This window comes from Aureimonas phyllosphaerae, from assembly GCF_047943035.1.
Lineage (GTDB): Bacteria > Pseudomonadota > Alphaproteobacteria > Rhizobiales > Rhizobiaceae > Aureimonas > Aureimonas phyllosphaerae.
The window spans coordinates 3,650,912-3,663,737 of the sequence record NZ_CP181348.1 but is presented as its reverse complement, the minus strand read 5'-3'; the positions used below and the strand labels follow the sequence as shown (position 1 = coordinate 3,663,737).

Annotated in this window: 10 protein-coding genes; 3 read left to right on the top strand and 7 right to left on the bottom strand. The window is 62.7% G+C overall.

What is annotated here, in order from left to right; all coding sequences use genetic code 11:
• Positions 1-409: 409 nt before the first annotated feature.
• The 7 genes from ACLNGM_RS17520 to ACLNGM_RS17490 all read right to left on the bottom strand — a co-directional run bounded on the left by ACLNGM_RS17520 (position 410) and on the right by ACLNGM_RS17490 (position 6,966).
• Positions 410-1,378 (bottom strand): 3'-5' exonuclease, encoded by a 969-nt coding sequence (locus tag ACLNGM_RS17520; RefSeq protein WP_416355909.1) that lies wholly within the window; start codon positions 1,376-1,378, stop codon positions 410-412.
• 78 nt (positions 1,379-1,456) lie between these two features.
• The gene (locus ACLNGM_RS17515; RefSeq protein WP_416355908.1) at positions 1,457-1,711 is read right to left on the bottom strand and encodes a hypothetical protein; all 255 of its coding nucleotides are present in this window, start codon (positions 1,709-1,711) and stop codon (positions 1,457-1,459) included.
• Positions 1,712-1,828: 117 nt separating this feature from the next.
• A complete protein-coding gene (locus tag ACLNGM_RS17510) occupies positions 1,829-3,976 on the bottom strand; it encodes an AAA family ATPase (protein ID WP_416355907.1) in 2,148 nt (715 codons plus the stop codon).
• Between the two features lie 170 nt (positions 3,977-4,146).
• Positions 4,147-4,437, bottom strand: a complete 291-nt coding sequence (locus ACLNGM_RS17505) for a hypothetical protein (protein WP_294642445.1) — start codon at positions 4,435-4,437, stop codon at positions 4,147-4,149.
• A 393-nt stretch (positions 4,438-4,830) separates the two neighbouring features.
• Positions 4,831-5,148, bottom strand: coding sequence for a hypothetical protein (locus ACLNGM_RS17500; protein ID WP_416355906.1), 318 nt, complete (start codon positions 5,146-5,148; stop codon positions 4,831-4,833).
• A 30-nt stretch (positions 5,149-5,178) separates the two neighbouring features.
• A complete protein-coding gene (locus tag ACLNGM_RS17495) occupies positions 5,179-6,087 on the bottom strand; it encodes a hypothetical protein (protein ID WP_416355905.1) in 909 nt (302 codons plus the stop codon).
• Between the two features lie 15 nt (positions 6,088-6,102).
• Positions 6,103-6,966 (bottom strand): hypothetical protein, encoded by an 864-nt coding sequence (locus ACLNGM_RS17490; RefSeq protein ID WP_416355904.1) that lies wholly within the window; start codon positions 6,964-6,966, stop codon positions 6,103-6,105.
• A 960-nt stretch (positions 6,967-7,926) separates the two neighbouring features.
• Between ACLNGM_RS17490 and ACLNGM_RS17485 the strand changes: the two genes are divergently transcribed.
• The 3 genes from ACLNGM_RS17485 to ACLNGM_RS17475 are packed head-to-tail and all read left to right on the top strand — an operon-like array spanning position 7,927 to position 12,807.
• A complete protein-coding gene (locus ACLNGM_RS17485; RefSeq protein ID WP_416355903.1) occupies positions 7,927-9,783 on the top strand; it encodes a DNA cytosine methyltransferase in 1,857 nt (618 codons plus the stop codon).
• Positions 9,776-10,210 carry a very short patch repair endonuclease gene (locus ACLNGM_RS17480; RefSeq protein WP_416355902.1) on the top strand — a complete coding sequence of 145 codons (435 nt, stop codon included), beginning with the start codon at positions 9,776-9,778 and terminating at the stop codon, positions 10,208-10,210. The genes ACLNGM_RS17485 and ACLNGM_RS17480 overlap by 8 nt, the downstream gene beginning before the upstream one ends.
• Positions 10,211-10,242: 32 nt before the next feature.
• Positions 10,243-12,807, top strand: coding sequence for a hypothetical protein (locus ACLNGM_RS17475; protein ID WP_416355901.1), 2,565 nt, complete (start codon positions 10,243-10,245; stop codon positions 12,805-12,807).
• Positions 12,808-12,826 lie beyond the last annotated feature (19 nt).

Genomic DNA, 12,826 nt, shown 5'->3' with positions numbered 1-12,826 from the left:
GCGCGTTTTTTCGTTTCGACGATGCGGCGGACCCGGAACGCAAGCACTCCGACCCGTCCATTCGTCTGTCCGACACCTGATCCTGCGTCGGCAGGTTTCACGGTCGAGCGAGAGAATTCGGTAACGAGCAGGTGCTACGAATCGCCCTCGCTTCGAAAATAGAGGCGCAGGGCTAGGCAATGAAACCCGTTTGTCGGGGCTGATTTCAGCTTGAGGCTTACTTGTCGAATCAGTCTGGCTGAGTCAAAAATCGGACCCGGAGTCAAACCTGCAAGTATCTTGTTGGAATCCATCCTGATTCGACATCGGGGCTGATTCGGTCTGAATCCTGTCAACTGGCTTCGGAAGCACGATGTTGTGATGATACGGCACCCCCGCGGCTTCCCGCCGGGGTCGGGCGGACCCTATGCTACGGCCGGTGGCGCTCGGCCGCTCCGCGAAACGTCACCGGCAGCGTGACGGGACGACCGTAGATCTCACGGCCCAGATATCGGAGCTCGTCGTCGAGATCCTCTACCGGCAGCTCGCGTGACCAGCACCGCTCCTTGCCGTCCGACCCGTTGCTCCAGCGGTAGCTGCGAGCCTTCAGGACGTCCTTGACCGCGTAGGGCGCATCGACGGCCCGCACTTCGGCGGTCACGCGCCGAGATGCGTCCAGGACGTGTGCGAATGCCGTCGTGTCGCCACGAGGAGGGGGCCTGGCCAGGACTTCGAGCAGGGCATGGCAATCCGCAAGAGCTCGGTGCCCCTCGTGGTAGAGGCCGAAGCGCGTCAGGATGTATCCCAGCTTCGTTCCCTCCACGCCAAGCCTGCGCCAGGGAACCTCGGCTGCCGAGCACGCCCAGGCCAAGCGCGAGAAGGCCGGATCGAGACGTTCGGCAAAAGGGCGGTCGAACCTGGCATTGTGGGCGATCACGAGGTCGACGCCGTCCAGGAACGCGGACAGCTTCTCGCCGTCGATCGCCTGACCCGACAGCATCGTGTCCGAAAGCCCGGTCAGGTCGGAGACCTCGGGCGACAATGGACCGGAAGGCTGCTGCAGGCCTTCGAACACGTCGATGACGTCGAGGATCTCGGCGCCCCGATAGCGAAACTTGATCAGGGCGATCTCGACGACCTCGTCCGTGGCGTGGTTCAGGCCGGTCGTCTCCGTGTCGAGCACGATACCGGTGCGGATGCCTTCCGCCGAATCGGAGTTCGTCGGTACCACGATGCGGCGCGGTTCGATCCTTCTCAGGATCCGATACCGGCCGCTTTCCTGGAGCGATGATGCAATCCTGTCCAGGACGTCGGGACGCGCCGTTGCCGATCCTTCCGAAGTGCCGGGGCAGATCGGGTCCTGAGCAGTCTGGTCCGTCGATGCCGTAGCAGTCTGCATACTGCTGCCTTTCGTTGTGGGGGATCGAGAGATGACGGTGAAGGGTGTCGTCCGGATAGGTCGGCGAGCGGTGCCCTCCTACTCGTCGAGAGGTCGTCGGCGGCGCCGGTTCAGATGGTCGAGCACGACCGCCGCTGCGGGATCGCCCTCTTCGGTCAGCTGCCGCAGTTTCCTGACGAGCCAGCGTCTGCGTGGGCCGTCGATGCCGTGCGCATGGCAGCGGATCGCCGCGCCGATGATCGTCGCCGACCCGATGTCGGCGGGGGTGGGCGATATGACGGTTGCCTTGGGACGGCGCGGTACGACGGCGCCTGTGAAGCGGATGACGGCCACGTTCTCACTCCGCGTGCCGAATGGGCCGCATCGCTGCGGTCATTCGGATTTGGGTCGGGATGCGTGACGGGTCGACACGATCGATGGTCGACCCGCAGGTCTTCGCGACGCGGTTCCTCAGTCCGAGGAGCAGGATTGCGGGGGAAGCGGCGTTGTACATGCCCGAAGTTCGAACGCGGGAATTTCCGCGAGAAACGGGGCGATCTCCGTGCCGTCGAGATGCCCCGCATCCATGAGCCGCTCCGCAAGGCGCTCGATCGCGTATCGATGATGCCTCACCAGACGCGCAGCTTCGGCTTCGGCGTGACGCAGCAGACTGTGGACGGCAATCATGGCCCCCGGGGGGCTCCCGAGCGCGGACAGGCCGTTCGTCGGATCTCCGTGCCAGAGCGGGCCGACGTGCCCGAGGCCCCAGCTCAGTTCGAATGCCATGGCGATGCCGGTCGCCTTCGCCAGATCCGATGCCCTGGTTCCGCCGGCACCGGCGGACGGAGAACCCAGGAAGACGATCTCGCCGGCCCGACCCGCGAGGACGCTGACGATGTCCCGGAGCGCACGGTCCGCAGTCACGATCTCGCTCGAGGGAGTCAGATGGATCGCGCCGCCCGCATCGCTGAGTGTCAGATATCCGATCGTTCCGATGCCGAGAGCCGCTGCCGCGCAGGCATGCGAGGCTTCGTGCAGCGCGCAGCGACGGAGATCCTCGGCGGAAAGGTCGGTGCGGTCACCTCGCACTGCCTCGAGGAGATCCGCGACGCACAGGTCGCGTCCCGCCCGTCTGGCGAAGCCGCGTGCTCTCCGGCACCAGGAGGCGGCATCCGCACCGCTCCCTCCGGCCCCGGCACGCGCCACGGGCATGAGGTCGGCGCCGTGAAGATCGCGTCCCAGGCATGTCCTGAGGATGCCGACCAATTCGCCAGGTGTGGGAAGGTCGATCCGGATCATGCGGTCGATCCGTCCGGGCCTAACGATGGCCGGATCGATCATGCCGACATGGTTCGTTGCGCCGAGGACGACGACGCCCTCGCGGTCTGCGGCGCCGTCGAGCTGCTCGAGCAGGCCGTTGACGACCTGGACGGAGTAGTCACGATGCCGGTGCTCGAACGTCGACCTGTCGCCGAGCGAGTCCAGCTCGTCGATGAAAAGGATGCAAGGCGCGGCCGCCCGGGCTTCCGCGAACGTCCGCTTCATCGCCTTGAGAAGATCGCCGAGATGGCCGGCGGCCTGCCACTGCGCAAGCGACGCGGAGACGAGCGGCAAGCCGGCCGAATGCGCGAACACTTTCGCGAAGTAGGTCTTGCCGACACCGGGCGGACCGGCGAGCAGCATGCCGCGGTCGATGTCGCACCAGCCGATCTTCCCCTCGCGGTAGGCCTTCAGATCGGCGATCAGATCGAGTCCGATCTCCTTCGCCTCACCGTAGCCGGAGAGGTCGTCGAGCCAGGGCAGCCCCTCGGAACTTGCGAGCCTCCTCTCGACGGTCCAACGGAGCCGCTCCAGCGAGTCCGCAGCGCCGCGACGACGCGAGACGGACGACCTGACGTCGTCCAGGGCGATGCTGCCGATCCACGGACCGTTCGGCACCTCGACCGCCGATCCCGTGACGGCCTCGATCACCAGGCTGACGTCCTGCCTGGTCCACCTGCCGAAGTCCAGGACATGATCGGCCGCGGTGCGGATGCGCTTCGGAATGCCTTGCTGCGGGTCCGTCGAGACGGCGCAGATCGGCACTCCGAGAGACATCGCACCGATGGCCCAGTCGTCGAGCTCGTCACGCTTCCGAGCCCCGTCGCAGGGCATGACGACGGCAGCCCGCCGATCTGCGCGCAGGCCGGCGAGCTTGTACATCGCGGACACGTCCTCGACGATCGGCGTCGGACGACCGAACGCGCAGACCGCAAGGACGGTCTTCAGCGCGCTCAGGAGATCTTCGTCGGGAAGACGGAAGACGACGAGGGGCGCGGCCGTACGCAGCGCACGCAGCACGCCGGGCTCCGCCTCGAACGCTGCGGCCAGGAGAACGGCCGTCGCCGCGACGTCGACCGACAGGCCGATCTCGTCGGTCGAGGGCGCATCGGTCGTGCCGGGCAACGTGCCGAACTCCGGCAGATCGTCGAGGTCGGGCGCCGGATCGCCGCCCGCCATGACGGAATGCAGACGGGCCGCATCGGCGAGCAGCAGATCGATAAAACGGCGCCCGAGTGTCGGGGGCGGAGCGCCGCCCGGCTGGGTGTCGTCCTGAACGGGTGCAGGAAGGGCGTGCATGGGAACTCCTCTGGTGACGAATGGCGCGGCAAGGCATCCCGCCGGTTGATACCGGGCGGGATGCGGCGGCACGGTCGCCGAGCGCGGAATGCAGTCGGCGAGCGGATTTCCATGTGCGGGGAGGTTCGGGTCCGCCGAACGTCTCAGCCCGGCGGACGTATCCGACGGGACTAGAGGCGGCGCAGGACGATCGTCCGATCGTCGGCGTTCTGGAAGTCGGCGACGAACTTGCCCCGATCCAGAAGATAGAGAAGCTCGACGATTGCCGTGGGGCCGTGCCAGTCCAGCACGGCCGCTGCATCCTCGATCGCGATCGTATCACCCGAGCAGGGAGCACGGTCGAGAAGGTCCTGGCGCGCCTTTCGGTACCGGCGGGCCTCGGCGGCGTTAACGAGATATGCGGAAAGCGCGTGCGCGCAGTTGCCGTCGCGCTGCGGCGCAACGATATTGCCGTCAACCATTGCTGAGCTCCACAAAAGCTACGTGATGGCCAGGCCGTCGATGCAGTTGGCGCTGCTCGGCGGCCGATCAGGGGCGTCGGGGAGGATATTCGAATCGCCCGACCGCCGACGATCTAATCACGATCCGGCTGAAAGCAAGTTTGTCGATCGAAGCGAGTCGATCGTGGTTAACGGACTCACCCCCGCTTCGTTATACTGCTGTTCAAATAGACGTTCTCCACAATCTGTGCGAGTTATCGCACCATCCTGACGTGTTTTCACGCCCTGATCAATGGATCGGGTGCCGAACAACGCCGGAGCGTCCGATGTCGCGCCTGTTGCAAGGCGAAATTATCTTGCAGGAACGTCCGACGTCTTTCGGTCCTCTTGCCGGCGAGGACCGATCGTCGCTCTTCATTCGCTCGCGACCCAGCCGTCCTCGACCTTCGTGAACCGCATCGGTGCCGTTCTGGTCTGCGGCGCGGGCATGTGGCCGCCCGAGACCGTGACGGTCACGTCGCAAACGTACGTCGCCCCCTGCTGGAGCGTGCAGCCGTGCTTCGTCACGTCGGTCGCGACGAGCGGCTGGGGCGCACGCTTCGCGACGATCTTCCCCAGTTCGACCATGAACGCCGATACCGATGTCCGTATCTCGGATTCGGACGGCTCGCCAGAACAGCCGGCCAGAAGCAGGGGAGCCATCATCATTCCGATCGCGAAGCGCGTCTTCATTTCCGTATTCCTGTCGTTGCGGGGGAGGGATCAGAAGGTGTCGAGACCCACGCCGCCCTTGCGGCCGGCTCCCGACGTCAGGGCTTCGCGCATGTGCGCTCCGACGGCTTCCGCGTCCTGGACGATGGCGCCGGTGTAGGCCAGCTCGACTACGATGCGGCTCGACAGGTCGTCCTGACTGCCCGGGTAGAAGACGACCGTCGCAAGGGCCGTGCAGTCCCTCGGTACCTTCTCGCCGGACGCGAGGGCATTCACGGTGTCGATCAGCGGATCGTTCGAGACGTAGCCTGCAAGAGAACTGCATGCATCCACGCGGCGTTCGAGGTCTCCGAGTTCGCTCGGCCGAACGCCAGTCGCTTCCATTGTCGCCAATACCGTCGCCTTCAGGTGCGGAACATCGGCTCCGGCGATCAGCCTCCCGTCCAGCCAGACGTAGGACCACTTCGGCGTCGTCTCGTCGTAGCGGCCGGTCGGCTGTCCGAGCGCCGCCACGATGGCTTCCTGGATCGCGGGGATCGACAGTTCTTCGCCGCCTCGGCCGACGATGCTGCGCTCCAGGGTGAGCAGCTGCGATCCGGTCAACGGCGAGGAGAAGGTCGCCGTGCGCTCCTCCCGGATCGGCCCGGCGCCGTCCGCCTTTCCCGCCAGCTGGAGCGTGTCGGGGAAGGAGAACTCGACGGTTCCGTCTCTCGAGTTTCCGAACTGCAGTTCGCGGTTCCCGCGCTTCAGCTGGAACTCGTCGCCGACGGCCGCGGCGAACGTCCTTTCCACGTCCTCGTACGAGGTTCCGAGCGACAAGCCGGCGATGGCCGGCACGGTCCCCTCGAACACCTCAGACGCCGCCGCTTCAGGAGCGGAGAAGGGAAGTTCGGCCGCCGCGCAGACGCAAGGGATCAGCAGCGCCGCGGCGAACGCGGCACTCGACAGATGGTTCTTCATGTTTCTCTCGGAGGTTTAGAGCTCGGGAGGGGATTCGTACTTGAAGACGAGGCGGCTGTTCGGCGAAGAAGAGGAGTATCCGGTGATCGCGCAGCCGGACGCGGCGCGGACCGGAGCCTTTCCCCGCAGGATCAGAGTTGACGCGTAACCGTCGGCGAACGCGCCGGTGACGTCGTATGCCGCCGGTTCGCAGCCGTACCTGAACGTGAAGGACTTGCCGCGGACGCGTCGCGGATCGCTCATGTCGCCACGGAACAGGATCGCCCCGCGAGGAATGGAGCGGCGTATCGAGGCCTTGGGCTCGGCGTAGGCGATGACCCCAGAATGGACGTCGATCGTCATCCCGCTGCCGTTGTGCGTGAACGGCTCGCCGAGGATCTCGCCGCCCGCTGGGCCGACCTTCGCCGCGGCCTTCATTGCGGCCGGAACCTTGGCACCGCAAAGGAGGAGCCAGTTCGTCGCGAGTTCGCGGCCGCCGCTCGCGTGGTCGGTCGACACGACGCTGCCATCGGCGCGTGCGAACTTCGGCGTGCCGCTCGCCACGCCGGTGGGATCCTCGCGTCCCCAGACCCCGACGATACGATAGTCCACATCGTCGACATTCCTGATGCGGCCAGCGGTGCAGTCGGCGGAGGCGGTGAGGGCGGTTCCCAGATCCGTCTTCCGCGTGTCAGTCAGGCATGTCAGCAGGCGTGCCGGATCGCCGACCTCGCGTTCGCAGTACTCTGCAACGTCCGCTTCCCTCACCTCCGACCGTATACGCGCTTTCGCCGTGCTGATGCCGGACGAGGCCGTCAGAGTCGTGCCGACGCAGCGGCCACAGGTCAGGAGACCTTGAGCCGCGAACGAGACGCCCGGCATCGAGGCCAGTACGGTCACTGCGATAAACGCTGCTGGTATCCGCCACATCGTCCAACTCTGATGGGAAGCTTCCGCGGTGCGCCCCCGCGATATGCTGCCTCGACCCATGATCGGGGAGTTGGAAAACCGGACTACGTACGGTCCCATGGACCTTTAGTTCGTGAGAACCTGGACATGCGTCCACGGCTCCCCGACCCAAAGATCAAGGATACGGCGCCGTTCTGGTCGGCGGCCACACCAACGTAGTCCGGGGTTTCCACGCCCCAAGCTGCGCGTACAGCTCGAGGAAGATGCTATGCGATCTGCCTTGTGCGGACCAGTAGGGAAGTGCCCAGCAAGGATGTCACAGTTCACGGAACGTAAATCGGCAATCGTATCTATCGCGTGCCGGATACGTCCACCTATGGCGGCTGAAGACCAAATCCCGTTACACCACTGTTGATGCCGACAACGTGCCTGTCGCACGGCATGTAGGGAGATGGGCACAACGCTCACACTCCCGCTGACCTTGCCCCCTGAATGCCCATTCATAAACAGGTTCGGTCCTAGTTCTGTCTGCTCCGGGGTGCAAACTCGTTCGGAGTTAGGCCGCCCAAGCGCGTATGGGTGCGGCGTGTGTTGTAGTCGATCCACCTCCGACTTCGATGATCCGTACCTTATTTGAACGTCTTGTCCGCCAGTCTTGCTGCCAAGACCGACGTCGACAGCCCGCGGACGCTCCCCACATCCGGAGCCAGACTGATGATGTCTAGGTGCCGGTGCTCAAGTAGAAACTGAACATGGGAGGGTCAACCAGCGCGGTCGCCGATGAGATCATGGCGGATCTCGGCGAGACTGCCACTTCAGCCGTTTCCTGATAGCTTAAGGGTTAACCCTCGCCAAACTCAGCTCTTGCTTCGCCGGTGAGGACCCTCAGAAATCTAGGTCGACGAGTTCGCCTGAACGCGTTAGGATGACCGAACGATTCGGGGGGCTGGCGTGCAGACGGCGATCGATCTCTATTGCGGCTGCGGAGGCATGTCGGCGGGTGCCCAGATGGTCATGCCCGATCTCAAAATCAAATGGGCTCTCGATATCGACAAGCATGCGACCGAGACATTCCGAAACCGTCACCCGGAAGCTATAGTAGAGAACAGGAACGTCGCTGAAGTTTCGGCTGCGGGTATCATTCGAAAGGCAGGCTTGACGGCGATCGACTGGTTCTTTGCCGGTCCGACTTGCCAAGCGGTCAGCACGATGGGGATCTTCCATCCCGGCGATCCACGAAACGCCTTGTTCGTGCATTTTGCCCGACTGCTCGACGGGTTCATCGACGAAGGCGTCCAGCCAACGAACATCGTCCTCGAGAACGTTCCAGGCATCGTCTACGGCAAGAATCTCGCCATTGTCCGAGAGCTTTTCCAATTCCTTTCCAAACGCGGCTACAACGTCGCAGCCGATGTCGTGAGCTTCGCGGACTACGGGCTGCCACAGCTTCGCAACCGCTTCATTCTGATGGCGACCATGACGGATGCGCCGTTGACGTTTCCGCTGCCGAAATTCTCCGAGAACCCTGACGGAAACCTTTCTCCCTATCGTACCGTTCGCGACGCGATGTCCGATCTCTATGGGCAATCGCCCATCGAGAACGCACACGAACCATTGACCTACGCTGCGGGTCCCGAAGGCGTCTACCAATCGGAGCTGCGAAGCGACTGCAGTCAAGTGCACAACCATGCATGCTCCCAAATATCGCCGTTGAACGTCTCCCGCATTGCCGGCGTCCCTCAAGGAGGAAGTTGGAAGGACATTCCACCCACCCTTCTACCGGACCGCTTCCAACGAGTGCGGATGACTGACTATGGGACGCTCTACGGCCGACTGCACGAGGAGGCTCCGTCCTACACAATATCGGCTGGGTTCTCGAACATCACCTCCGGCTGCTTCACCCATCCCAGACGTAACGGTTCGCTGACCATTCGCGAAGGCGCCCGTCTTCAAGGGTTTCCCGACGACTTCGTCTTTCGGGGGCCAAGGAGTGCTCAATATCGGCAAGTAGGCAACGCTGTACCCCCTTATGGCTTTGCCGCTATCATCCGACACCTGATCTCCGGTGCAGAGGGAAAGACTCCGAGGCTTACGGTGCAGACCGTGAACGCAAATCAGGGCCTTCCCAAAGCAGTCCGTCGCTTCATGGGACGCAAGACGGAGTCGGTGCTGGGCAAGGACGGGTATGGCGGCGGTACTTACTGGCCGAAGGGCTGGGGACCGGAGCTCGAGCGCGATGTCATCGCCAGGAACGGGCACCGCAAGGATAGCGACATGCCTCTGCGATATGCGCGCAGGGAGCGCCGCGAAGCGCGTGACGGAGTCGCTCTCGAGCCCCTTGCGCGTCTCTTCAGGGACGGCTCTCACGACAAGGAGGCGGTCGCAGAGGCTCTTTCCGCGTCCAGCGACAGAACGTCTTTCTCAGTCTCGATCGTCCCAGGCCCGCAGAAGAAGCTCGACCCCCTGGACTGCGCGATCGTCGGACTACTCTCGGCCATGTCCGAAGCAGGGGGACAGTACACGATCCAAGCTCCTTTCGGCTACGTTCGCAACCGCATGGCGCTAATCGCTGGCCTGTTTCGAGAGAAGGAGATTGAGCACGCTCCCCGATCGGTAACGGCAACGGATAGCGACGAGACGATCAGGATCGTGTTCGATCGTAGACGTAAGATCGCGATGACCCTCGGCTTCGACGGGCATGCCGACGAGGGCAGCCACATCGCTTGCCTGACGATCAAGAACGTCCAAGCCGCGGCGCCTGCGACGCAGCAGATCAAGATCGTTGACCGGAAGCGTAAGCTTGGCTGAGTCACCCGTCGATCCCGCACGAAGCGAGCTGATGCGCCGGGTCCGACGGCGGGACACCGCTCCTGAGCTCGCCGTACGTCGCGCACTGACGTCGCTCGGGCTGCGCTATCGCCTGCACGCCAAGGAACTGCCGGGTAGTCCAGACATCGTCAACAGGCGTCGCAAGCTGGCGATCTTCGTCCATGGATGCTTCTGGCACCGTCATGCCAATTGTCGATTGGCCTCTACTCCCAAGACCCGCACGGACTTCTGGGAAGCGAAGTTCGCGAGGAATGTCGAACGGGATAGACGTTCCGAGATAGCCCTCGAGGAAAACGGCTGGGCGGTGATAGTCGTCTGGGAATGTCAGACGCGGAATCCTGAGCAGCTTCGTGAACGATTGAGCGAGTCCATTTCCACAATCCATGCAAGTGCCCACACGACTTAGTCGAAGAGATACCAGCAACGTGAGGAAGGCGGATGCCGACATCAGCCGAGTGGGAAGATTGGTGTCTTGAGACATTCTTCCTGAATGCAGCGGTGGATGGGAAGATCGAAGCGATCGAAATCAACGACGAGAGGATCGTCGATTTTTCGAATTCTCTAGACATTGCTGGGGCTCACAGAGAATTCCTCTCTGTTCTGCCTTCAACAATTGACGGCTATCTAAAAGGCGAAATAAGCCCCTCGTTCAAAACAGTGGGAAAGGCCTCCGCTCGCTCACTCGGCGGAAGCGAAGCTCGGCCCAACTTCGTCCGCATCCTACTTTTCTTCCTTTGGTTGCAGATTACAGCATCGAAGGACGAAGACGAAGGCGATATCAGGCGTATGGCGAGCAAGGCTCTCCAGCGTCAGTCGCCACAGGTTCTTGTCGGCCTTCATCACATGTGGGTGGCGCTGTCGAAGTGGCTTAGAGACCACCGGGACATCGTCCTCGTACTTCCAGATCACGGAAATGAAAACCACGTCGGCATTACGAAACGCCTCGCCTTTCCGACGAAGCGGGATCTCGACCTTCTTCGACGCGTCCGCGACGACGGTTATTCGCGAACGGATCTGAGATCGGTCACAAGGCGCATTGCCGGAGACAACTCGTTCGACCGCACCTCGCCCGCCTTCCGCCGCGCCTTCGCCGCTTGGCAATCCACCGCCGTCATCGATGAAGAGGCCGCAAGAGAATTGCCGTTCATGGGCGCCTGGGTTCGCGTGCTGGCGGAAAAGGACATCGGCACGACGATTGTCTTGTCGTGTGACGAGTTCGGAAGCATCGAGGCCCTCAAGTGCCTCGCGGACGGTCGGGTACGGACTCTCCAGACTGATAGGGATTTCGTTTCGGAATGTCGCAAGCTCGGGAGCAAGATAGCCAAAAGCACAATCAACGGCCTGCTTCCTCTAAGAAAGACGGGCCTAGCATCCTGGATAGTCACGGATAGCGGCGGCGGAGACGATTACCTGGTCTCGCACGCCGCCTTCGAGAATTTTACTCCTGCTGCACAGAGCACGATCCATGCACGCGGAGAGGTTCGGTATCTGCCATGGCGGCTTTGCACGATAGAGTTCGGAACGAGAAAGAAGGTAGCTGCGCCGCAGCAGGTGACGTCGCTTCGCTTCATCGACAAGGTCCGGGTCGGTGCACGCGGCACTTATCTTGGTCGGTGGCCTATGACGCCACGTGTCGCCTTTCCGGGTTCGGAGCGCCCCATCCTCGAAATCGCCGGACAGCCCCTCGATGCGGACCACCTCGGTGACGGCACGGCGTCCTTCCCGGAAGGCATATGGAACGGCGTAGCGCGAGCACGGACCGGTCGACAATCGACGGAAATCACGCTGCGCAGTGATGCTTATCCACACGCGGACCAAGACATCCGTTTCATTGACCGGGCGCGGCACGTGCCTGAAGACGGCGTCCTACACGACACGCAACCCCATGATCCCGACGACCTTCCGATCGGCATGTTCGAAACGGGTGTCGAGCCGGATCCGCGGCTGATAGCCCTTCAAGAAGCACTGTATGCTCGCAGCGCCAGAACCATACCTCTTCAGGCTGCAGTGGACATGGCATCGAGAGTCGCGACGATGCCCGGAACTCCTGACGTTTGGGGCCTCGTTCGTCTGTTCGTGGATAGCGGATGGTTCGACGTACCGTCTCTCTCTCAGGTTCCAGCCCGAATTCTCGTTCAGCGGCGCCCCAGTTTTCGCTGGCGCAGCAAGAACGACTTGTACGGAATGACCATCGAAGGGCCGCTGCCGATCAGGCTCGAAGATTCCATCCGTAGGAAAGCTGAGGCGCTTGGACTGGTGCTCGAGCGAAACCTGGGCCGGACAGCGTGGAGCCTACCCAAGCTTTGGATCGGGTCGAGGGAAAAGGAGGCAGTCCACGCGTTCATCGACTCCAGTGACCTCGGTGAGCTGCAGATAGCCGAAGCGCGAAACCGCTCTATCGAATGGGCCGCCATAGAGGTCGGCGCAGAGTTCGAGCGTACGGGCACTTGGGATTCCGTAGAGATCCGCTTCGGTGGAAATTACGCGACGGAGCGTTGGCCTCGGTTGTCGAGGATGGATCGCGCAGATCGCGACACTCACGCCCGCTTCCTGATCGAACACGAGAACGGGCTACGGGAAACCTTCGTTTCCGCGAACCTCGCCCTTCTTCGATACCTCGATCTTCAGGATAGTCCGGCGTTCGTCGCATCAGGAGACGAAATCAGAGCAGTGCATCCTCGCTTCAGGCTTCCGTCTTCATGGGCGAGATGGCTCAGCGTTGTACACCTTCGAAACTGCGCCCTGCAGGAGAATGACGAGGGCTGGTCGTGCAGCTATCCAGCGACATTTCGCTCCGCTTCGATCTTGGCAGAAATTTACCCTGCTTTGCATATGATTCCCAGTCATAGCGCGACCGAATCAGGCATGCTCCCATGGATGGAACGGACAAGAATCCGCTTCGCAAAAGACCGTCGTCCGATCTGGCTCGACGGGAAGCTGAGGGCGACATACGATCTGGGCGGCCTGCGGACATGCTTACGAGAACACCGCGATACAAGTTGATATGCAGGCTGAGAGGTCA